Source organism: Mammaliicoccus sp. J-M41 (genome assembly GCF_022385935.1).
Taxonomy (GTDB): Bacteria; Bacillota; Bacilli; order Staphylococcales; family Staphylococcaceae; genus Mammaliicoccus; species Mammaliicoccus sciuri_A.
In genome coordinates this window covers 1-23341 of sequence record NZ_JAJNIR010000009.1, presented here as the reverse complement: position 1 = coordinate 23341, position 23341 = coordinate 1, and the positions used below count along the sequence as shown (strand labels likewise).

Sequence of the window (23341 nt, the reverse complement as noted above, 5' to 3'; positions counted from 1 at the left end):
AGAAATGAACCGTTCCTTTACACTTCTTCGCAATACTCTTCGAATAGTGCTTGAATGTTTGTAATAACACTCATTGGATCGTGACCTTCGATTTCATGTCTTTCAATCATTTTGACAATTTTGCCATCTTTAAGAAAAGCAAATGATGGACTTGATGGTGGATAACCTTCAAAATAATCACGTGCTGTTTCTGTTGCTTCTTTGTCTTGACCAGCAAATACAGTTACTAATTGATCTGGTAATTTATCATAGTGTAACGCATGTTGTGCTGCTGGTCTTGCGATTCCGCCTGCACATCCACAAACTGAATTAACCATAACAAACGTTGTACCTGGTTTGTTGAATGTTTCTTCAACTTCTTCTTTAGTTGTTAATTGTTTGTATCCAGCCGCTTCTATTTCATTTCTCGCAGAATTAACTACATCATTCATATATAAATTGAAATCCATTTCCATAAAAAAAGCCTCCTGTAATAATAGATAAGTCTATTTTACAGGAGATTTAAGGGTAAAACAATGACAAGGTTTTATTAATATATAGAAGTGTTCTCGATTGTCATACTTTGTAATCTTTCTTTTACATATTTTAAGAATTCACCGGCCATTAAACCATCCAATATTCTATGATCAATGGATAATGATAAATTAACCATATCACGAATACCGATCATATCATTGACAACTACAGGTCGTTTCACAATTGATTCAACTTGTAAAATAGCAGCTTGTGGATGATTGATAATACCCATTGATGATACTGAGCCAAATGAACCCGTGTTATTGACTGTGAATGTACCACCTTGCATATCTTGAGAAGTTAACTTATGCTTTCTTCCTCTAGTTGCAAGATCATTAATTTCACGAGCGATACCTTTGATTGATTTATCATCAGCATTTTTAATAACAGGTACATATAATTTATCTTCACTTGCTACTGCGATTGAAATATTAATATCTTTATGAATTTTAATTTCATCGCCTGCCCAAGTACTATTTAACATCGGATATTTTTTCAATCCTTCTGCAACAGCTTTTACGAAAAATGCGAAGAATGTTAAGTTATATCCTTCACTTTGTTTAAAAGATGACTTATGATGTTGTCTTGTTTTAACAAGATCTGTAGCATCAACTTCGACCATCATCCAAGCATGTGGAATTTCATGAACACTTTGCAACATTTTATTCGCAATTGCTCTTCTTACACCATTGACTGGGATTGAATCGCCAGGTAAAGAAGTCGTTTCTGGTTGAACTGTATTTTCAGCAACTTCTTGAACTGGTGCATCTACTTGTTTAGATAATGCATCTTCAGTTGGTACACCATTTTCAATCGCATTTAAAATGTCTTTTTTAGTTACCCTTCCTAAATTACCGGTACCTTTAACTTTATTTAAATCAATATTATTTTCACTTGCTAATTTAAATACAACAGGTGAATATTGACCGTTATTCATTGGGCCTTCTTGTGGTTCATTAGAAACAGGTGTTTCAGCTTTTGCAGGTTGGTCTTCTTTAGTTACTTCTGGTTCAGTTTGTTCATCAGCACTATTATTTTTATCCTCTGATGTTTCACCTTCAACGTCCATTGTACAAATAACTGTTCCAACATCTACAGTTTCACCAGCTTCGACAACGATTTCTTTAATTGTTCCATTAAATGTTGAAGGGACTTCAGCTGTTACTTTATCTGTTATCACTTCGCACAGTGCATCGTACTCTTCAATTGTGTCACCTGGTTTAACAAGCCACTGTTCGATTGTACCTTCATGAACACTTTCTCCAAGTTTCGGCATCTTTACGTCCATAATTTAACCTCCTAAAATTCAGCTAATGTTCTCATTTTTTCTTCTATTTTCACAGGATTCATCATAAAGAAATCTTCCATAGGTGGTGAAAATGGCATAGCTGGTACGTCTGGACCTGCAAGTCTTGCAATTGGTGCGTCTAAATCAAATAAGCAATTTTCAGCTATTATGGCAGATACTTCACTCATAACACTACCTTCTAGATTATCTTCAGTTACAACCAATACTTTGCCAGTCTTTTTCGCACAATTAATAATTGTTTCTTTATCTAGTGGATATAATGAACGTAAATCTACTATTTCTGCATCTATACCTTCAGTTGATAATATTTCAGCTGCTTGAAGTGCGTAATTTACACATAATCCATAAGTGAATACTGTAATATCTGAACCTTCTCGTTTAACATCTGCTTTATCGATTGGTACAGTATAATATTCTTCAGGAACTTCTTCTTTTAATAGTCTGTATGCTTTTTTATGTTCAAAGTATAATACAGGGTCATTATCTTCAATTGCCGCAAGAAGTAATCCTTTAGCATCGTATGGTGATGATGGAATAACGACTCTTAAGCCTGGTGTTGAACAGAATATACTCTCAATACTTTGAGAATGATATAATGCGCCATGAATTCCGCCACCAAATGGACTTCTAATTGTTAAAGGACAATCCCAATCATTATTAGAACGGTATCTTATTTTAGCTGCTTCATTGATAATTTGGTTTGTTGCCGGAACGATGTACTCTGCAAATTGAATTTCAGATACAGGTCTTTTACCCATCATAGCTGCACCAATTGAAGCACCAACGATATTTGATTCTGCTAAGGGTGAATCAATCACGCGTCCTTCACCATACTTGTTGTATAAATTTTTAGTTGCGCCAAATACGCCGCCTTTTAGACCAACATCTTCGCCGATAACAAATACGTTATTATCTTTTTCCATCGCTTGGTCCATTGCTTGATTTATCGCGTCAAGATAGGATAACTTAGGCATTCTTTTCGCCTCCTTGATCATATACATGTGTTAAAGCTTCTTCCGGTAATGGATAAGGTGCTTTTTCTGCATTTTTAGTAGCAGTATTGATTTCTTGTTTAATTTCATCTTCAATTTGGCTGAACCATTCATCGTTTGTAACTTGATGTTCAACTAAATATTCTTTGAATTTAATCATACAATCATTTTCTTTTTCTTCTTTCATTTCTTCTGCCGGACGATAATTATCATCATCATCTGAAGAATGAGGTGTTAAACGGCTACATAATGCTTCAATAAGTGTTGGTCCTTCACCATTTATTGCACGTTCTCTTGCGCGTTTTACTGCTTCATAAACAGCTATAGGATCATTACCATCAACTTGTTCACCAAATGCACCGTAACCTGCAGCTCTAGATGATAAATCATCTGTTGCGTACTGTAAGTGACTTGGTACCGAAATGGCATATTTATTGTTTTCGATAATACAAATAAATGGCAACTTATGAACACCAGCAAAGTTCATTGCTTCGTGGAAATCACCTTGACTGGTACTACCTTCACCTAATGTAGCAAGTGCAATCGCTTCTTTGCCGTCCATTTTAAGTGATAAACTTGCGCCAACTGCATGTAACACTTGAGTTGTTACACAAGAACCTTGCGTTAAAATAGATAAATCCTTTTTACTAAAGTGAGATGGCATTTGCTTACCACCACTTGAAGTATCACCTTGTTTAGCAAATGCAGCTAACATAGATTCTTCTGCAGAAATACCACGTGCTGTAACTAAAGCTAAATCTCTATAGTAAGGTGCTAATACGTCTTCGTCTTTTAGTGCATAATATGTGCCAATTTGTGTTGCTTCTTGACCTTGACAACTTATAACAAACGGTAGTTTACCTGCTCGGTTAAGTAGCCACATTCTTTCGTCAATTTTTCTACCTAATAACATCCATTTATAAATTTCTTTTAAGTCTTCATGCGTTAATCCGACAGTCTTATAATCTAACATCTAATCTCTCCTCTTTAGACGTGAATAGCACGATTCTCAGATTTTAACCCTAGTTCCATGAGCACTTCTCCAATTGAAGGATGTGCATGTACAGTAGTTGCTAGTTCTTCAGTAGAGCCATTCATAAATGTAAATAGAGCTGCTTCATTAATTAATTCAGTCACTTTTGCACCAATCATATGAATGCCAAGCACTTTTTCATTGTCTATATCTTTAATTAAAATGCATTCACCAAGTCCATTATTTTCTATGACGGATTTGCCAATCGCTTTAAATGGTACTTTAAATTTTTTGAAATTAATATTTTGCGCTTTAGCATCTTGTTCAGTCATCCCTATCGAAGCAATTTCAGGGTTTGTATATATACATCTTGGTACTGTTAAGTAATCTAATTTGATAGGATTTTGATCAAACATGTGCTCTACAGCAATTGTGCCTTCTTTTGTTGCAACATGTGCTAATTGATAATTGCCGATGACATCTCCAACCGCGTAAATATGTTTATCATCTGTTTGATAAACATCATTTGTTAGTATATAGCCTTTTTCATCGGTCTTTATTTTTGTGTTGTTCAATCCTAAATCTTCAGTATTCGGTGTTCTACCAACTGCGACTAATACTTTTTCAAAAGTTTGTTGCTCATTTTGAAGTGTTACATCTACATGTTGATCATGTATGTTGACATCTTGTTCAGATAAAGGACAATTCTCATGAATGGTTATGCCATTTTCTTCAAAGCTACGTTTAATCGTTTTACTGATTTCTCGTTGTTCGTTAGGGATAATGGATTGCCCTGCTTCAACAACTGTTACTTTTACACCTAAATCATTTAATAAAGATGCAAACTCAAGTCCAATCACACCGCCACCGATAATTAACATGCTTTCAGGCAACGTTTGTAATTGCATCATATCATCACTTGAAATGATGGTTTGATGGTTAAACTTTAAGAATGGTAATTCAATTGGTCTTGATCCTGTTGCAATTAATACATGTTGATTAACGAGTAGTTCTGATTCGCCATTTTCAAATTCAACAGAAACTGTTCCAGCTTGAGGCGAGAACAATGAAGGTCCGAGAATTCTGCCATTACCTTCGTAAATGTCAATTTTGTATTTTTTCATCAAGCTTTGTACACCATTGTACATCGTAGCTACTGTTTCATCTTTCTTAGCAACAACATCCGTCATTTCAAAATCAGCTGAAGCAGTTTTAATACCATATTCGTTTGAATGTTGTATGTATCTTAAAATTTCTGCAGTTTTTAAATATGATTTTGTAGGTATACAACCTTTATGTAAACAAGTTCCACCTAACTTAAATTTCTCTACAATTGCGACTTTTTTTCCTAGTTGTGAAGCACGAATTGCTGATACATAGCCTGCCGTACCGCCACCTAGAATGACTAAATCATATTCTTTAGACATAGTATTACTCCTTATTCATATGACTTGGTACTAATTTTACCGTGTAAGAGGTCCATTACGCCAATATTTAAAGCGTGCATTTCTTTTTCTCCTTTATATATAGTAACATTTTGTAGCCAAGATACATATTGTTTTACTTTATTTGTGATATATTTTGAATAACTTAATCCGCCAGTTATGATAATTTGATCGATTTGACCTTCTAAAACGACCGCGCAAGACCCTATAGATTTAGCAATTTGATAACACATGGCATCTAAGACAAGTTTAGCAGTTTTATCGCCATTTTCCATCATTTGTTCTACTTTTAAACAATCATTTGTACCAAAATATGATAATAACCCAGAATTTTTACTTAATTCATTATTAGCTTCTTTAGCATTTAAATCGTGATCAATAACCCATTTAATTAACGCATCATTTGGAATGGAACCAGCTCTTTCAGGACTAAATGGACCCTCGCCTAATAAGCCGTCATTAACTTCGATGACTCTTCCTTTTCTATGAGCACCTACACTTATACCGCCTCCAAGATGTGCGACGATGACATTAATATCTTCATATGCTTTGTCAGTATCAGCTGCATATTGTTTAGCGACTGATTTCTGGTTTAATGCATGGAAGATACTGCGTCTTTCAATTCCTTTAATCCCCGTAATTCTTGCTTCAGGTATTAATTCATCTACGACGACTGGATCAACAATATAAGCCTGTATATTTAATTCTTTAGCAAATGTATAGCCGATAATACCACTTAAATTTGAGGCATGAAATCCATATTTAAAAGATTTCAAGTCTTGATACATGATGTTATTAACAAGATATGTTCCACCTTGTATAGGCTTTAAAACACCACCCCTACAAGCAATAGCATCTATTGCTTGTAGTGAGATATGATGTTGGTTTAATGAGTTCTTGATACTTTCAAGTCGAAATGGGACTTGATCAATTAATGGAAGATTAGTTTGATCGATATCATGTCTGATAACATCTTCAAATAACATATCATAGTTATTAAATACTGCAACTTTAGATGATGTGCTTCCTAAATTAAGTACAAGAATTTTTTTCATTATTTTTTACCTCTAGAAATGATAGATCTTTCAGTTTTTAAGAAATTACTTCTTACATTCTTAAGTTGTTCAATACGTTCTTCAGCTAAAATTTCAGCTGCACGTGCAGAAGTAATTTGATCACGCTTACTAATTTCAAACACTTTATCCATTTGGTCATAGATTTTTTCAATATTTGAGATAGCACGTACTTCATTGTATCCATCTAATTCATCCGCAACATTGATAACACCACCAGAGTTAGCAACGAAGTCAGGCGCATATACAATACCTTTATCTTCTAATTGAGCACCGTGAACATCTATGTCTTGTAATTGGTTGTTTGCACTACCACATACGACTTTAACTTTTAAACGTGCGATAGTATCATCATTTAATACGCCACCTAAAGCACAAGGTGCAAAGATATCAGCATCTACATCATAAATATCATTAATTCCTACACTTTTAGCGTTGAAGTCATTTACAACTCTATCAACTGCTTCTTGGTTAATATCTGTTACAACTAATTGAGCACCTGCTTCATGTAAATAACGACATAGTTCGTAAGCAACGTGTCCAACACCTTGAACAGCAACAGTTTTCCCGTTTAAGTCATCTGTTCCAAAAGCTTCTTTAGCTGCGCGTTTCATAGAAACAAATACACCTAATGAAGTTTTAGGACTTGGGTTACCACTAGATTGGTGACTTTCAGATAAACCAACTACGTAATCTGTCTCTTCAAAGATAATATCCATATCGTCTTCAGTCGTTCCTACATCTTCAGCAGTAATATAACGACCATTTAAACTTTCTACATATCTACCTAAAGCTCTAAATAAAGTTTCTGATTTATCTTTTTTAGGATCTCCGATAATAACTGTTTTACCGCCGCCTAAGTTTAAACCAGCTGCAGCATTTTTATATGTCATACCTCTTGATAGACGTAATGCGTCATTAATAGCTTCTTCTTCACTTTCGTATGGCCACATTCTACAACCGCCAAGTGCTGGTCCTAATGTTGTATCATGAATCGCAATGATTGCTTTTAATCCTGAACTTTTATCGTGACAAAATACTATTTGCTCATAGTCATATTTTTCTATCGTTTCAAATAACATAATAATCCCCTTTTCAACTTTTATATAATAACTTCATTTCTAATTTTACATGAAATGTTTTATTTATCAAATAAATTGACGAAAAATGATAGCGCTTACAAAAAGTAAAAATTTTTAGAAAATTCAATCTTTATTGATATAAAAGCATTGTAAGCTCTTTCAATACTTTGAAATAAAGAGTATAGTTATTAATTTGTTATTATAATATACTAAATAAGCATTAACGCACTACATATTGAATGAAATTTATCTCGTGATGAATCTGATCTAGAGGTTAAAATTATGGGTATTTTTGCACCAATTATAACAGATGCTACATCCGCGTTCGATAAATATACGAGAGATTTATATAAAATATTGCCACTTTCAATTTGAGGGACGATTAAACCATCAACATTACCTGATATTTTTGAATCTATTTTTTTAATAATGGATGCCTTTTTATTAATTGCAGCATCAAATGCAATTGGACCTTCTATTTCAAGATCTGGTTTTTCTTGATTGAAATAAGATACGACTTCTTTCGCATCAACCGACGACTGCATTTTCGGATTCACATTTTCAATTGCAGAAATCACCCCAATTTTAGGTGAATCGATACCAATTTTTTTAAGAGAATAAACTAAATTCGATGTGATTTCAATTTTTTGTTCGATATTTGGTGCTATGTTCATCGCAACATCTGATACGGTTAACATCTTGTGATACTCAGGTATATTAAATATTGCGATATGACTCATTCTATAGTTGGTCTTCAAGTTATATTTATCTTTTAATACTTCTTTAAACAATTCTGATGTTGAAATTAACCCTTTCATAATTAAGTCAGCTTTTCCGTCCGCTACAGCTTGTACACATTGCGATACAGTATGTTCTTCGTTAAGTGTTTGAATAATTTCTATTCTATTTAATTCTTCATGTGTTAAATTAAATGATCTAATCAACTCATCTTGTGGTCGCTCATCAAACAACATGAACCTGGCTTTTGTATGTTTAATCGCTTTAACAATTGCTTTAATGACACCTTCATCATTTGATTTACATACAGCAATTGTAGCTGATATATTTTGACCGTTTTTTATCATATCTTTAAAAAGCATTTAATCCCCTCCTATTACTATCATAATCAAATTGTATCGTTTATTCCATTTTTTCAATGTTTACTTTTACTCATTATCTCATATATAATATAAGTTATTAATTAATAGGAGTTTTAACTTATGCAAAAGTATATTGCATTACTCATTTTGGTGATACCAGGTATCATTGCAGGACTAGGTATTAAATGGATGAGAGATGCTGTTTTCGGACAACTTGTTCCACAATTACATTTTATTTGGTTACAGTTTTTATTAGGCTTTATCTTCTTTGTATTTGGTGTAGTGTTCATTGGGGGTTATATACTACATCGTGAAAAGAAAAATAAACGTGCACAAGAACATTTTATGAAGAAACAAAATGCCAAAAAAAGAGACTAGGCTTACCTAGTCTCTTTTTTAAACTTTTCATATAGATGTAATAAAATCTCACCATTTGTAGGTCGTACATACAATTTTTCACTATTATACCAATAGGACTTTAATTCTTTATCCCAAGCTAATTTAATAGCATGCCTGATAGACCTTTCAACGTTATTCGCTTGTATATTATAATTTTGAGAAATTAAAGGATATAGTTCTTTAGTTAACGGCATCTTGCGATTATATTGAAGCATAAGGTGTACACCATACTTAATATATTCGTACCCGTTTAAATTTGATGAAAATCCAATCTTCTCTAGTAATAAATCTAAAGCATCCATTTCTTCTATATTAGAATCTGTTGTCGTTAATACACGTTGTATCGTATCTAACAAGACATCAAACTCAACAGGTTTAATTAAGAAGTAATCTACTCCTAATGAAACAGATTCTTTCAAGACATCATCACTCACAAAAGCACTCATACATATCACTTTAAATTGCTTATTTTGTTTTATATATTTTTTAAGCAAAGTCATGCCATCTATGTGTGGCAAGATTAAGTCTAATAAAAGAACATCGAAAACTTCTCCATTTAAAATGTCGAGTGCCTCTTTACCGTTGTATCCAATATTAACAATTTCAATATCGTGTTTCTTTAAATATTGTGCCATCTCACTAACATATGCTTTCGAGTCTTCTATTATTGCTACCTTAATTACCATGCTTAACACCCTAACGAATCATTCTATTTTAAATTTTTGTTTTGTATAATCATTTCTTTAGCGTGTTGTCGAGTTAATTCTGTAACTTCAACACCTGATATCATTCTTGCTATTTCATCTATCTTATCTTCACCATCTAATTGTTTTATAGAAGTCGTAGTTCTATCATTTACGGTTTCTTTAGCAATATACAAATGATTATCACTAATTGCAGCGACTTGAGGTAAATGCGAAATACATATCACTTGAAGTGTTTGCGCAATTTGATGCATTTTTTCAGCCATTTTTTGTGCGACTCTTCCAGATACACCTGTATCTACTTCATCGAATAAAATTGCTGTTTGTCCTTTTGAAGAAACAAATATACTTTTCAACGCAAGCATTATTCTGGATAGTTCACCACCAGAAGCTATTTTATTTAAGCTTTTTAATGGTTCGCCTTTATTGGGGCTGATTAAGAATTCTACTTCTTCTAAGCCATATTGAGTAGGTTTCGTTTTAGTGAAAGTAATTTCTATATTCGCATCTTGCATGTGCAAATTCTGTACTTCTTCAACTAATCTATCTCTAAGATCCAACGCAACTTGTCTTCTTTTAGTCGATAGTGCTTCACCGTATTTTACAACGTTTGTATAAAGATCATTAATTTCTTCACGTAATTGAGAAGTACTTTGTTCGTAGTTCTCAATTTTATAAATTTCATCGTCGATTTTATCTCTATATTTGATTAATTCAGGTATGCTTTTGCCATATTTACGATTGAGGTCTGTGAGTACATTTAATCTAGACTCATACTCATTTAGTAAAGATTCATCAAAGTCATTAGACGTTAACTCATTATATAGTTCATGTTTGTAGTCTTCTAAAGTGTAATACATTTGATCTAATTCTTCACTAAAAGCAGTGTATTTATCCGGAATTATATCGTTGATATGTTGAATTTCTTGATTAAGCTCATAAATTTTATCAGTAATGTTTTCTTCACTACTCAATAACATATGTGCTTTATTAAGACTTTCGTTTATTTTTTCGTGATTTTGAAGTTTCTTAATTTCTTGATTTAAAAAATCAATTTCGTCTTCTTTTAAATTCGCATCTTGTAATTCATCTCGTTGGAATTTTATTAAATCTAATCTTTGTAATAATGCTTGGTCTTGAGATTCTAACTTTTCAAGTTCTTGTTTCTTTAAGCGATAAGATTGAAAAGTCTCGTCGTATTGATCAATTTCAGCTTGATAAGTACCATCAGCATAATCATCTAACAATGATAAATGATATTTAGGTTTAAGTAATATTTGTGTTTCATGTTGCCCATGAATATCAAGTAATTCTTGCATGACAATTTTTAAATCAGATAGCGTTACATTCTGATTATTTAATTTACATATGCTTTTCCCTGAAGCAAAGATTTCTCTTTTTACAAACAAGAAATCTTCGTCAAAGTCGATATCTAACTCACTTAAGATCTTATTGACGTTAGGTACATTATCAATATCAAATACGCCTTCAATTGTCGCCTTCTGTTCGCCATGTCTCACGAAACTTTGTGAGGCTCTTGCACCTACTAACTGACCAATAGCATCTATAATAATAGATTTACCAGCACCAGTTTCACCGCTTAAAACAGTTAGTCCACCTGAAAAATTAATTTCTAAAGATTCAATTATAGCGAATTGTTTAATTGTAAGTGCTTGTAACATTGTATATTAAATCTCCTTTAAAGCATATTAAAAATTCTATCCGTAATAACTTCAGCTGCTTCAGTATCTTTACAAATAATTAGGCATGTGTCATCACCGCATATCGTGCCAATTACTTCCGTCCAATCGATTTGGTCAATTATTGCACCAATTGATTGCGCATTACCTGGTAATGTTTTAAGGACTAATAAATTATCTGCTCCGTCAATTTTTACAAATGAATCCATTAAATATCTACCTAATTTATCAATCGGGTGATATTTACGATCTCTAGGTAAACTATAGATATACTGACCAGAAGGTGCTGGAACTTTAATTAACTGAAGTTCTTTAATATCACGAGAGATTGTAGCTTGTGTGATATTCAAATCATATTCATTTAGTCTTTTGACTAATTCTTCTTGTGTTTCAATTTGTTCGTTAGAAATTATTTCTCTTATCTTAATCTGACGCATTGTTTTGTTCGCCATTACATACACCTCTGTTAATGAATATTTATACACTTATAATAGCATAAAATTGAAAAAAATAGTAATGTAAGCGCTATAAACATTTAAATGACGCTTTAGATATACTAAAGCGCCTTTTTCAACATAAATATTCATATATTTCTCTTAACTACTTTATTAAAGATTTGACGGTAGATATAATATTTGATTTAGAGATACCAATATCTTCTAATAATAAACCTACGTCACCATGCTCAATGTATGTATCATTAATGCCTATTCTACGTATAGTATTATGATAATCATTGTCTTTCATAAAAGTAGCAATTTGGCTTCCTAAACCACCAGTCAACATAGCTTCTTCAACTGTCAGGATCGGTTTAGACGCTTTACCGAGATTATGAAGCATTTCATAGTCCATAGGTTTTATAAACCGAGCATTAATGATATTGATATGGATGTCCTCTTTTAATAATTCATCTGCTACCTCTGTTACAAGTGAAACTGTTGGTCCATAACTTATGATCGTTAAATCATCGCCGTTTCTTTCAACATTCCAAGATCCTATTTTAAGTCGTTCACTATCTTTAGAATCATCAAGTAATGGCGCATTACCTCTTGGGTATCTAATCGCCATTGGACCATGGTCAGTTTCAAAAGCAGTTTTGATCATATTTTTCGCTTCATTACCGTCTTTAGGCATCATAATTGTAAAGTTAGGAAATTGACTTAAAAAGCCAACATCAAAGACACCTTGGTGTGTCTCTCCATCAGCTCCAACAAGGCCTGCTCGATCAACACCAAATAATACGTTTAAGTTTTGACGATCTACATCATGTAACAACTGATCGTAAGCACGTTGCATAAAAGTTGAATAGATTGCGACATATGGTTTCATGCCTTGTGTTGCTAATCCTGCTGCCATCGTAACAGCATGCTGTTCAGCAATACCTACATCAAAAAATTGTTCAGGTAACGTTTGTTGAAATTTTGTTAATTTTGATCCTACAGGCATAGCTGGCGTGATTGCAACAATTCGTTTGTCTTGTTGCGCATATGCTAATACTTCATCACTCATTAAAGTACTCCATGCAGGACCTTCAGCATTTCCTTTTATCACTTCACCAGTTTCAAGCTTATATGGTCCTAAACCATGCCAAGTCCCAATTATATCTTTCTCAGCAGGTTTATAACCTTTCCCTTTCTTAGTGACAACGTGTATGAGAACAGGTTTGTCCATTTGTTTAGAAACGGTGATCGCTTCATCTAATGCTTTAAAATTATGGCCATCTACAGGACCAATATATTTAATGCCAAGTTCTTCAAAGAAAATGCCATCTACGACTAAATATTTCAAACTGTCTTTAATTTTATCCGCAGAGTCTTTTAACAAATCTCCACCAGGCAATCTGTTAATCAAACTTTCAGCATCAAATTTAAAGCGATTATAATTTTGATTAGATCGTATTCTTGCAAACATATTGTGCATTGCACCAACATTTGGCGCGATACTCATTTCGTTATCATTTAAAATAATCGTTAAATTCGTTTTGTCATGTCCTATGTGGTTTAACGCTTCTAGTGCCATACCACCTGTTAGAGCACCATCACCAATTACAGGTACAACATGATGATCTTGTCCTAATATATCTCTCGCTTTTGCCATCCCCACAGCAGCAGATAAAGAAGTTGAACTATGTCCCGCTTCCCATACATCATGTTCAGATTCTTTCATTTTAGGAAAACCACATAATCCTTTATATTGTCGCAAAGAATTAAATTCGTGACCTCTTCCGGTTAATATTTTATGAATGTATGTTTGATGTCCAACATCCCATAATATCTTATCTACAGGGCTATTAAAATGTTTATGTAGACTCAATGTTAATTCAACCACACCTAAATTTGCCCCAATATGTCCGCCAGTTACTGAACAAGTTTCAATTAAAAATTTCCTAATGTCACTGCTCAGTTGTTCAAGTTCTTGATGAGATAAATCTTTGAGGAAGGATGGGTTTTTTATTTTTGAAACATCCATTTTTTAACCACCTTTAGCCCGATTCTTGTGACTAGTCATCTAAATTATTAGATAGATTAATTTTCTCTATTTGCAAATAATTTTGTGAGAGACTTGAGTTCTTCAGTGTTATATTGATCTTCTAGTTGATCTAGTAAATATAACGCTTGATTCACATGTTGTTCTAAAGCAACCTTAGTATTGGTCTTACCTAATAAAGACACATAAGTACTCTTATGATTCGCGACGTCACTACCAACTGACTTACCTATTTTATCGAAATCCCCTTCAATATCTAGTAAATCGTCTTTAATTTGGAATATTAATCCTAATTCTTGGCTAAATGAATCAAGTAATATAAATGTCTTACTATTAACTTTAGCGATCGTACAAGCTGCAACGACAGAAAAACGTATCAGTGCGCCAGTTTTATATCTGTGAATTTTGCGTAAAGTATCTAGCGAAATTTCTTTGTTTTCACTTTCCATATCTAACACTTGTCCACCAACCATACCTTGATGTCCTGCTGATTCAGAAAGCAATCTGATCAATTTCACTTTGTCGTCAGCTTCTAAATATGTATCTTTAGTAATCAGTTCAAAAGCCTTTGTTAATAATGCATCACCAGCTAAAATTGCAGTCGCATCACCATAGATTTTATGATTCGTTTTCATTCCTCGTCTGTAATCATCGTTATCCATAGCTGGTAAATCATCATGTATAAGGGAATATGTATGTATCATTTCAAGTGCTTTTGCCGTTTCCATTCCTTTATTAATATCTGTCTTTAACATCGATAACGTCATTAATAATAGTACAGGACGAATACGCTTACCACCTGCTAATAAAGAATAGCGCATACTTTCTTCTAATTGTGTATTTACAACTGAATCTAGTTTCGTTTGTTTAAGTGATTCAGTGAACTTATCTACATAACTATTCATGATTTCACTCATCTGAATCACCTTCTTTTTGAACAAGTTTATTTACTTTATCTTCAGCTGCTTTAAGTTTCGTTTCACATTTACTACTTAATTCAATACCTCTTTGATAAAGTTCAATTGATTCCTCAAGAGAAATATTTTCTTCGTCTAATTTACCGACGACTTTTTCTAATTCTTCCATCATTTCTTCAAAAGTTTGTTCTTTAGCCACATTTGTCACCTAATTTCCTTAACATTAGCATTTATTTTACCATCTTTTAAATTGATTGTAATATCATCGTCAATCTTTAAATCATTTTTGCTTGTAATGATTTTATCATCTTTTTCGATGATTGAATAACCTCTTAACATGATTTGAGTCGGACTTAACGCATCTAATTGCGCTAACTTGCTTGTCAGTGCTTGTCTTTTTTGACTTATAATACGATTAACGAGCTGTGTTTGAAGCATATTTAAACGATCAAAGTCTTGTCTAAATTGAAAAGTCTTATTATAAATTGGTGTGATTCGCAATTTATTTTGTAAGATATCTAGCTTATGATTATTACGCGTAACAGTCTGTTCTAAATTTCTAGATAATTGTTTTTGTAATTCATCTAACTTCTGTGTTTCTTGATCATATAGCAACGAAGGCGTCTTCAATTTATAATATGATGAAAGTTGTTTTAATTTATGTTTATCTTGCTGTATAGATTGCGTGATATGTTTTGTTAAATACTGTCTAGCATTTGAAATCAGTTGATACAGCGCATTAATATCTGGTGTCGCAATAACTGCAGCTTGAGTCGGTGTTGCAGCTCTTACATCACTGACAAAATCACTTAATGTCGTATCAGTTTCATGACCAACTGCTGAAATAACAGGCGTCTTACAATGATAAATGGCTTCTACAACTTCTCTTTCATTGAAGCTCCATAAATCTTCAATAGATCCACCACCACGACCAACGATAATAACATCAACGCCCATGGAATCAGCTTCTTTGATATTGTTAATGATATTATCCTTAGCTCCTTTACCTTGAACTAACGTGCTCATTAACACTTGTTCTGCAAGTGGATATCGCTTATCTAAAGTAGAACATATATCTCTTATTGCAGCGCCAGTCGATGCCGTCAACACAGCGATTTTCTTAGGATATTTAGGTATGCTTAATTTATGTTCTTGGTCAAAGTAACCTTTTTCTGCTAATTCTTTTTTGAGTGCTTCAAATTTTTCATATAGAAGACCAACACCATCTAATTGCATAGATTGAACATAAATTTGGTAAGCACCTCTTGATTCATAAACCCCAATTCTACCTTCAACAAGTACTTGGTCACCTTCTTTAGGATTAAACGACAATTGATTTGCGCTCGATTTAAACATCATAGCACTAAGTACACCTTTATCGTCTTTTAAGGCAAAGTAAAGATGACCACTTGAATGTCTTTTAAAGTTTGAAATTTCACCTTTAATAAAGACATTAAGTAGATGTGGATCTTGATCAAATTTATATTTGATATATTTAGTTATTGCTGTAACTGATAAATACTTATCCATTTATATCACTCTTTAACTTTTTGATAAACTGCTTAATACACCATTAATAAATTTATAGTGATCATCATCACTGTATACTTTCGCAATTTCTACTGCTTCATTAAATATAACTTTCTCTGGTGTATCTGTATATTTCAATTCATAAGTTGCCATTCTTAAGATGATTCTATCAGTCTTAAGTAAACGGTCTAATGTCCAGTTTTTTAAATGTGGACTTACAATTTCATCTAGTTCGTCTTTTTTCTCTATAACTTCTTTAACAAAGTTTTTCACGTATAAATATTGTTCACCTTTAAAATCTTCTACTAAATATTGAATCGCTTCTTCTACTGTTAAATCAGTTTTGTTATTTTCTAATTGATATAGTGATTTAAAGACAATCTCTCTTAGTTCTGTTCTTTTCATATTCTTCTCCTTCAAAGAATAAGAGGATGCACGCATCCTCTTAATTAATCATTTTATTATTGGAAATGTATATTAACGATATGTACATTAACTTCTTTTGGTGTTAATGCCGTCATCGTATTTAATGCTTGTTTAATTTCTGATTGTACTTTACGTGCTGTTTCAGAAATTTTTGTACCGTAGTCAAATGTACAGTAGACATTAATGTAGATGCCGTCTTCTTTAATATCGACTTTAATACCTTTACCAAAATTCTTTTTCCCGAATTTTTCTAAGGAATTCTTATTAAAAACGGATTGCATATGAGATACACCTTTAATGTCAGTAGTCGCAATGCTCGCAATGACCTCAATAACTTCTGGCGCAATCTCTATTTTACCTAAAGAAGGCTTTTTATTTTCAATTGTTTTAGCCATTTGAATCCCTCCCTATTTGTCTTCATTATTTATAATATCATGAATCTCTAGGAAATTGGTATTAAAATCACCTGATTCAAATACATCATTTTCTAACAATCTTAAATGGAATGGGATCGTAGTATCTATGCCAGCAACTAAAAATTCTGATAAAGCTCTTTTACCGATTTGAATTGCATCTGTTCTATCTTTACCATGAACAATTAGCTTCGCAACCATTGAATCGTAATAAGGCGGAATCGTATATCCTGTATAACAAGCTGAATCAATACGCACACCAAATCCACCTGGTGTTAAATATTGATTAATTTTACCTGGTGATGGCATGAAATTCTTAAATGGGCTTTCTGCGTTGATTCTAAATTCAATCGCATGTCCACTCAAGTCAACTTCATCTTGTGTAACAGGTAATGTTTCACCACTTGCTACTTTAAGTTGAAGTTTAACTAAATCCATTCCAGTAACCATCTCAGTAACAGGATGTTCTACTTGAATACGCGTATTCATTTCCATGAAATAGAACGTTTCAGCATCTAAATCATAAATAAATTCAATTGTACCAGCATTTTCATAATTAACGGCTTTAGCAGCTCTAATGGCCGCTTCACCCATTTCTTTACGCATTTCTTCAGAAAGGACTGGTGATGGCGATTCTTCTACTAATTTTTGCATACGTCTTTGGATCGTACAATCACGTTCACCAAGATGTATAACATTACCTTCTGAATCACCCATTACTTGAATTTCAATATGTCTAAAGTTTTCGATGAACTTTTCTAAGTATAAACCTTTATTACCAAATGCTGTTTCAGCTTCTTGTTGTGTCATTCTAAAACCTGTTACAAGTTCTTCTTCATTACGTGCAATTCGGATACCTTTACCACCACCACCGGCAGTAGCTTTAATAATAACGGGATAACCAATTTTCTTCGCACATTTCTTAGCAATTCTTACTGTATCTACTAGACCATCACTACCAGGAACAACAGGTACGTTCGCTTTGATCATTTCTTCTTTCGCAACGTCTTTAATACCCATCTTCTGAATAGATTGATAACTAGGTCCAATAAATTTAATTTGGCATGCTTCACACATTTCAGCAAAATCACTGTTTTCAGCTAAGAATCCATATCCAGGATGGATACCGTCACAACCTGTTGATTTTGCAATTGAAATAATATTAGGAACATGAAGGTATGAATCTTTAGATTGTGTCGGTCCAACACAATAAGCTTCATCTGCTATTTGAGTATGTAATGCATCTTTATCAGCTTCTGAATAAATTGCGACCGTTTGTATGTCTAATTCTCTACAAGCTCTAATGATTCTTACTGCAATTTCCCCTCTATTTGCAATTAATACTTTTTTCATATTACTTCACCTTGAATAACGGTTGGCCATACTCTACCATTTGTCCGTCTTCAACTAATATTTCAGTGATTTCACCAGAAACTTCTGCTTGAATTTCATTAAATAATTTCATTGCTTCTAAAATACATACAGTTGTATCAGCTTCTACACGTGAACCTACTTGAACGTATGGACCTTCATCAGGAGATGGTGATTTATAGAATGTACCAACCATTGGCGCATTAATTGTTAAACCACTTGGTGCTTCTTGTTCAACATTTTGTTGTGGTGTAGCTTGAGTTGCTTGTTGGGGTTGTTCTGCAACGACATTTGTTGCACCTTGGCTATAAATGATTTCTTGTTTAATATCTTTTTTTAAAGTTAGTTTAAAATCTTTATCATTAATATCAATTTCAGTTAAAGAAGAATTATCTAACACATCAACTAGTTCTTTAATTTGTTTTAAGTTCATTTGAAAAACTCCTTTTAAATTCTAATACGTTACACTTCATACATTTTACTTTAGTGGTCATACCAATTCAAGAGATTTTAATATTTAATTATAAATGTAAATAAGATACATTTATAATTTAACTAAAATGATTAAGGCCAGGACACAAGTTACTGTCCCGGCCTCATTTTAATGTTTAATATTAACCTCTTGATACGTAGCTTCCGTCAGTAGTGTTAATGACAAGTAAATCACCTTCATTAACAAATAACGGTACGTTTAAACTATAACCTGTTTCAACTGTAGCTTGTTTAGTTGCACCAGTTGCTGTATCACCTTTAATACCAGGTTCAGTTTCTGTTACTTGAAGTGTAACTGTATTTGGTAATTCAATACCAATTGTTTCACCTTCGTAAGATTGGATTTGAACTTCCATGTTTTCTTTAATAAATTTAAGTTCATATTCTAGTTTATCACCAGGTAATTCTAGTTGATCGTAAGTTTCGTTATCCATGAACACATGGCTATCACCATTAGCATATAGATATTGCATACGACGATTATCGATTTGAGCTTTTTCAACTTTTTCACCGGCTCTAAAAGTTTTCTCTTGGATTGCACCAGTTCTTAAGTTTCTTAATTTAGAACGTACGAATGCCGCACCTTTACCTGGTTTTACGTGTTGGAAGTCCATAACTTTCCAAATACCATTATCAACTTTAATTGTTAAACCTGTTTTAAAATCATTAACTGAAATCATTCATTTTCCTCCTATTTATACCTTCTTATAAAATAATAAGGTCTTTTGAAGATTTAGTAAAGCGCTGTAAGCCATTTTTTGTAACTAATACGTCATCTTCTATTCTAACGCCACCTAAACCATCTACATAAATACCTGGTTCTAATGTGATACACATATTTTCTTCAAGTACGATATCAGATTTTTGAGACAATGCTGGACCTTCATGTACTTCTAACCCAATGCCATGTCCTAATGAGTGACCAAATTGTTCACCGTAGCCATAACTTTTAATAACATCTCTTGCAATTGTATCTGCCTCTTTACCAGTCATCCCCGGTTTAATTTGTTCTAAAGCAGCTAATTGTGCTTCTAAAACTATATTATAAATTTTCTTCATTTCTTCTTTAGGTTCACCAATTGCGAATGTTCTCGTAACATCACTAACGTATCCTTCATAAAGTGCACCGAAGTCTAATGTAATCATATCTCCTTCTTCGATAACTTTATTACTTGCTACACCATGCGGTAATGCACCACGGTGGCCAGAAGCAACAATCGTATCAAATGAAGAACATGTTGCACCTTTACTTCTCATGAACATTTCCATTTCATTATTCACTTCATTTTCAGTCATGCCTGGTTTAACCCATTTTAAAATGTGCTCATATGTTTCATCTACAATGTCAGCTGCTTTTTGAATTTGTTTAATTTCAAATTCGTTCTTAATCATTCTGATTGTTTCAATGACACCTTCAATAGAAGAAAGTTCAACTGCATCTGTATTTAATGCTTGATATTCATTATAAGTAATTAAATGTGTTTCAACGCCAACGTTTTTATATTGACCTTCTTTTATCAGTTCATTAATCTTACCTAACATTGGTCCTTCTTGATTAATAACTTCAAAATCTTGAGCTTGATCATTCGCTTGTTGAATGTATCTAAAGTCTGTAATTAAAAGGGATTTATCTTGTGTAATTAGTAGACTACCACTTGTCCCTGTAAATCCAGAAAGATATCTTCTGTTATACGGTGATAGAATTACAACTGCTTCAAGACCTTTTTGATTCATGACTTCTCTTAATTTATTAATTTTCATAATTATCCCCTTTCTATTTGTACAATAAATCTATATACATTAAAATAATATCATACATATCGAAATTTTTTCACAGTAAAACATTGGGAGTAAATAAACATGAGAAAAACAATTATAACAATCATGGCAAGTACAGTTGTCTTATCTGCGTGTGGAAATGATAAAGTTCAACAACTTGAAGAAAAGAAGTCATCATTAAAAAGTGATAATCGAAAATTAAAACAAGAAGTATTAGATTTAGAAGATAAAAACAAAACATATAAACAAAAAGAAAATAGTGTTAAAAGTAAAATTAAACAAAATGAACAAGAATCGTCTAGCCAGTTTACAACTCAATATTTAAAGTCATCTACAAAATTTGTAAATGAAACGAAAACGAATATAGCGAGTTATAACAAAATTAAGAAAAATGTAACTTCAAAATTCGATGATGAACATACTAAAAATGAATTAGAAAATATTTATCACGATCAAGAAAATATTACAGATAGATATAAAGATGAAATGAAAGGTAAAACTATTCCTAAAGATTATAAATCTCTTCATAAAAGCATGTTAAAGCTATCAACAAGTTTTGAAAAAGTGTTTAAAGATTTAAATGATGCCTACAATAAAAAGGATAAAAAAGATATTCAAAAAGCTATTGATGAGCTTCATGGATTAGACAAAGAGATAGGTCAAATTGAGTGAGATTATACATAAAATGTGCTATATTAAATAGACTAATAATTTAAGGTGAGATTTTATGAAAAATGTTTTATTCTATTTAATTATTGCTATAGCAGTTTTTGGATTAATTATGAATCTTGATTTCTTTATCATGGGCTTCATTCGTATGATTGTCTCATTTATCATATTCGGATTAATCATCTATCTAATTTACTATTTCTTCTTTTTAACGCCAGATCAACGAAAATATAAAAAAGCCATGCGCAAACAAAAGCGTAGAAATAGATAAAAAAGAGACTTCAATAGTCTCTTTTTTTACTTTCTATAAGTCCATTCTTCTGATTTATATTTTTCTTCTAATTGTTTAATTTCAGCAAGCTGTTCTTCAGTAAATTCAAGTGGTTTATATTCAATATCTAAACCTTTTTTGAATCCTTCATAAAATGCTGTTTCCATTTCTTCTATAGTGATGTATTTATCTGATAAATCATTGATAGCAACTGCTTTATCTGTAAATGCAGCTTTCATTTTATCTTTTAGTCGATCATTTCTATATATAAACATATCAAACAATTCATCAACATCTATATCTTGTAATATTGAACCGTGTTGTAAGATAACGCCTTTTTGACGTGTTTGGGCACTTCCTGCTATTTTTCTATCTTCTACAACAAGTTCATACCAACTTGGCGCATCAAAACAAACTGAACTACGTGGTGTCTTAAGTTTATCTCTTTCTTCTTTTGTCTTTGGAATTGAAAAGTATGCATCAAACCCTAACGACTTGAATCCTTCTAATAATCCTTCTGAAATGACTCTATATGCTTCAGTTACCGTTTTAGGCATATTGGGATGCGATTCTGGAACGATGACGCTATAAGTTAACTCTTTATCGTGTAAGACACCTCTACCTCCTGTAGCACGTCTTACAAGTCCAAAACCTTTTTCTTTTACTTTTTCAATATCAATTTCTTTAGATAGTTTTTGAAAATATCCAATTGATAACGTAGCTGGATCCCATGTGTAAAATCTAATAACCGGATCTATTTCTCCTCTACTCACAAAATTCATAAGTGCTTCATCAACTGCCATATTATAATATGGATTATTCGATTTCGTGTTTATAAAGTGCCAAGTTTCTTTCACAATTAAAACTCCTATTCAATTAATTCTTATGTACTTTTCTATTTTAGCAAAAAAATTTTGATAAATCTCACAAGAAATCTTATAATAAGGGTATCGACTTGAATTGGGAGGAATCAGACCATGAATTATTGGTATATCGCGCTCATAGTCCTAGTCTTGATTATCATTTATATGGCAATTAACTATTCATTAAATAAGCGCGCAGTAAAAGAATTAGATCAAAATGAATTCCATAAGGGATTAAGAAAGGCACAAGTTATAGACTTGCGTGAAAAGGCTGATTTTGACTATGGTCATATTATCGGGGCAAGAAATATACCGATGAGTGTATTTCGTACAAGATATCAAGGTTTACGTAAAGACCAACCTATATATTTTTGTGACGCAAATGGCGTAGCAAGTTATAGAGCTGCTAGAATGATGAAGAAAAAAGGTTACACTGAATTATTCATGCTTAAAGGCGGCTATAAAAAATGGACTGGTAAAGTTAAATCTAAATAAAATTAAAGCGTCTTGATCGTTTAATGCGACCAAGACGCTTTTTAATTTATAAAAGATTAATCTCGTGAGTTAATGTGGGCTTTAACTCACATGTTTTGTAATCTCGTGGGTTAATGTTGGATTTAACCCACATGTTTCTCAATCTTGTGTGTTTATGTTGGCTTTAACTCACATGTTTCCTAATCTCGTGAGTTAATGTTGCCTTTAACTCACATGTTTCCCAATCTCGTGAGTTAATGTTGTCTGGAAATGATAGTTTAAGAATGTACACTTTTGCTTGTTTAAGTATGTACAACACTTATAAATTAGCGATAATTTTATTGAGGTGATTATTA

Annotated in this window: 26 protein-coding genes; 4 read left to right on the top strand and 22 right to left on the bottom strand. The window is 32.5% G+C overall.

All coding sequences use genetic code 11. The features are described from left to right. Positions 1–17 precede the first annotated feature (17 nt). From LQ686_RS05230 to LQ686_RS05195, 8 genes are all read right to left on the bottom strand, one after another. Complete coding sequence (locus LQ686_RS05230; protein WP_025904925.1) at positions 18–455, bottom strand: BrxA/BrxB family bacilliredoxin; 438 nt, start codon at positions 453–455, stop codon at positions 18–20. Positions 456–529: 74 nt separating this feature from the next. Further along, positions 530–1804, bottom strand: coding sequence for a dihydrolipoamide acetyltransferase family protein (locus LQ686_RS05225; RefSeq protein WP_103362031.1), 1275 nt, complete (start codon positions 1802–1804; stop codon positions 530–532). An 11-nt stretch (positions 1805–1815) separates the two neighbouring features. Then, positions 1816–2799 (bottom strand): alpha-ketoacid dehydrogenase subunit beta, encoded by a 984-nt coding sequence (locus LQ686_RS05220; protein WP_025904927.1) that lies wholly within the window; start codon positions 2797–2799, stop codon positions 1816–1818. Then, the gene (locus tag LQ686_RS05215; protein WP_025904928.1) at positions 2792–3790 is read right to left on the bottom strand and encodes a thiamine pyrophosphate-dependent dehydrogenase E1 component subunit alpha; all 999 of its coding nucleotides are present in this window, start codon (positions 3788–3790) and stop codon (positions 2792–2794) included. Before LQ686_RS05215 ends, LQ686_RS05220 begins: the two co-directional genes overlap by 8 nt. A gap of 14 nt (positions 3791–3804) precedes the next feature. Next, positions 3805–5217: a dihydrolipoyl dehydrogenase gene (lpdA, locus tag LQ686_RS05210; RefSeq protein ID WP_103362032.1), complete on the bottom strand. Its 1413-nt coding sequence runs from the start codon at positions 5215–5217 to the stop codon at positions 3805–3807. Positions 5218–5228: 11 nt separating this feature from the next. Beyond that, positions 5229–6290: a butyrate kinase gene (gene buk / locus LQ686_RS05205; protein WP_103362033.1), complete on the bottom strand. Its 1062-nt coding sequence runs from the start codon at positions 6288–6290 to the stop codon at positions 5229–5231. After that, positions 6290–7390 (bottom strand): Glu/Leu/Phe/Val dehydrogenase dimerization domain-containing protein, encoded by a 1101-nt coding sequence (locus LQ686_RS05200; RefSeq protein WP_103362034.1) that lies wholly within the window; start codon positions 7388–7390, stop codon positions 6290–6292. Before LQ686_RS05200 ends, buk begins: the two co-directional genes overlap by 1 nt. Positions 7391–7599: 209 nt before the next feature. Beyond that, complete coding sequence (locus LQ686_RS05195; RefSeq protein ID WP_107565201.1) at positions 7600–8490, bottom strand: phosphate acyltransferase; 891 nt, start codon at positions 8488–8490, stop codon at positions 7600–7602. A 120-nt stretch (positions 8491–8610) separates the two neighbouring features. On the opposite strand from LQ686_RS05195, the gene LQ686_RS05190 reads away from it, so the two are divergent. After that, positions 8611–8868, top strand: a complete 258-nt coding sequence (locus LQ686_RS05190; RefSeq protein WP_025904933.1) for a DUF2627 family protein — start codon at positions 8611–8613, stop codon at positions 8866–8868. A 2-nt stretch (positions 8869–8870) separates the two neighbouring features. Here the strand turns inward: LQ686_RS05190 and LQ686_RS05185 are convergent, their stop codons facing one another. From LQ686_RS05185 to LQ686_RS05125, 13 genes are all read right to left on the bottom strand, one after another. Then, the gene (locus LQ686_RS05185; RefSeq protein WP_119594279.1) at positions 8871–9575 is read right to left on the bottom strand and encodes a response regulator; all 705 of its coding nucleotides are present in this window, start codon (positions 9573–9575) and stop codon (positions 8871–8873) included. Between the two features lie 23 nt (positions 9576–9598). Then, a complete protein-coding gene (gene recN / locus LQ686_RS05180; protein WP_103361411.1) occupies positions 9599–11275 on the bottom strand; it encodes a DNA repair protein RecN in 1677 nt (558 codons plus the stop codon). 17 nt (positions 11276–11292) lie between these two features. After that, entirely contained in the window at positions 11293–11745 is a 453-nt protein-coding gene (gene ahrC, locus LQ686_RS05175) for a transcriptional regulator AhrC/ArgR (RefSeq protein WP_025904936.1), read from the bottom strand. 148 nt (positions 11746–11893) lie between these two features. After that, on the bottom strand, positions 11894–13762 hold the full coding sequence (gene dxs, locus LQ686_RS05170; RefSeq protein ID WP_239703077.1) for a 1-deoxy-D-xylulose-5-phosphate synthase: 1869 nt from the start codon (positions 13760–13762) through the stop codon (positions 11894–11896). 56 nt (positions 13763–13818) lie between these two features. Then, positions 13819–14697 (bottom strand): polyprenyl synthetase family protein, encoded by an 879-nt coding sequence (locus LQ686_RS05165; protein WP_107565200.1) that lies wholly within the window; start codon positions 14695–14697, stop codon positions 13819–13821. Next, positions 14690–14869, bottom strand: a complete 180-nt coding sequence (gene xseB / locus LQ686_RS05160) for an exodeoxyribonuclease VII small subunit (RefSeq protein WP_267919497.1) — start codon at positions 14867–14869, stop codon at positions 14690–14692. The genes LQ686_RS05165 and xseB overlap by 8 nt, the downstream gene beginning before the upstream one ends. Positions 14870–14901: 32 nt before the next feature. Next, positions 14902–16227, bottom strand: coding sequence for an exodeoxyribonuclease VII large subunit (gene xseA / locus LQ686_RS05155; protein WP_025904940.1), 1326 nt, complete (start codon positions 16225–16227; stop codon positions 14902–14904). Positions 16228–16239: 12 nt separating this feature from the next. Further along, complete coding sequence (nusB, locus tag LQ686_RS05150) at positions 16240–16632, bottom strand: transcription antitermination factor NusB (protein ID WP_025904941.1); 393 nt, start codon at positions 16630–16632, stop codon at positions 16240–16242. 56 nt (positions 16633–16688) lie between these two features. Further along, positions 16689–17048 carry an Asp23/Gls24 family envelope stress response protein gene (locus tag LQ686_RS05145; RefSeq protein WP_025904942.1) on the bottom strand — a complete coding sequence of 120 codons (360 nt, stop codon included), beginning with the start codon at positions 17046–17048 and terminating at the stop codon, positions 16689–16691. 12 nt (positions 17049–17060) lie between these two features. Next, the gene (gene accC, locus LQ686_RS05140; protein ID WP_103361416.1) at positions 17061–18419 is read right to left on the bottom strand and encodes an acetyl-CoA carboxylase biotin carboxylase subunit; all 1359 of its coding nucleotides are present in this window, start codon (positions 18417–18419) and stop codon (positions 17061–17063) included. Between the two features lies 1 nt (position 18420). Further along, the gene (gene accB, locus LQ686_RS05135) at positions 18421–18870 is read right to left on the bottom strand and encodes an acetyl-CoA carboxylase biotin carboxyl carrier protein (RefSeq protein WP_103361417.1); all 450 of its coding nucleotides are present in this window, start codon (positions 18868–18870) and stop codon (positions 18421–18423) included. Positions 18871–19051: 181 nt separating this feature from the next. After that, positions 19052–19609 carry an elongation factor P gene (efp, locus tag LQ686_RS05130; protein WP_025904945.1) on the bottom strand — a complete coding sequence of 186 codons (558 nt, stop codon included), beginning with the start codon at positions 19607–19609 and terminating at the stop codon, positions 19052–19054. 25 nt (positions 19610–19634) lie between these two features. Beyond that, positions 19635–20690 carry a M24 family metallopeptidase gene (locus tag LQ686_RS05125; protein ID WP_107565199.1) on the bottom strand — a complete coding sequence of 352 codons (1056 nt, stop codon included), beginning with the start codon at positions 20688–20690 and terminating at the stop codon, positions 19635–19637. A 99-nt stretch (positions 20691–20789) separates the two neighbouring features. Here LQ686_RS05125 and LQ686_RS05120 point away from each other — a divergent pair, with 99 nt between their 5' ends. Both LQ686_RS05120 and LQ686_RS05115 read left to right on the top strand, forming a co-directional pair. Continuing rightward, positions 20790–21380, top strand: coding sequence for a hypothetical protein (locus tag LQ686_RS05120; protein WP_103361419.1), 591 nt, complete (start codon positions 20790–20792; stop codon positions 21378–21380). Positions 21381–21435: 55 nt separating this feature from the next. Continuing rightward, on the top strand, positions 21436–21648 hold the full coding sequence (locus LQ686_RS05115; protein WP_025904948.1) for an SA1362 family protein: 213 nt from the start codon (positions 21436–21438) through the stop codon (positions 21646–21648). A 26-nt stretch (positions 21649–21674) separates the two neighbouring features. Here the strand turns inward: LQ686_RS05115 and LQ686_RS05110 are convergent, their stop codons facing one another. After that, positions 21675–22505 (bottom strand): lipoate--protein ligase family protein, encoded by an 831-nt coding sequence (locus LQ686_RS05110; RefSeq protein WP_103361420.1) that lies wholly within the window; start codon positions 22503–22505, stop codon positions 21675–21677. A 120-nt stretch (positions 22506–22625) separates the two neighbouring features. Between LQ686_RS05110 and LQ686_RS05105 the strand changes: the two genes are divergently transcribed. Then, on the top strand, positions 22626–23006 hold the full coding sequence (locus LQ686_RS05105; protein WP_025904950.1) for a rhodanese-like domain-containing protein: 381 nt from the start codon (positions 22626–22628) through the stop codon (positions 23004–23006). Positions 23007–23341 lie beyond the last annotated feature (335 nt).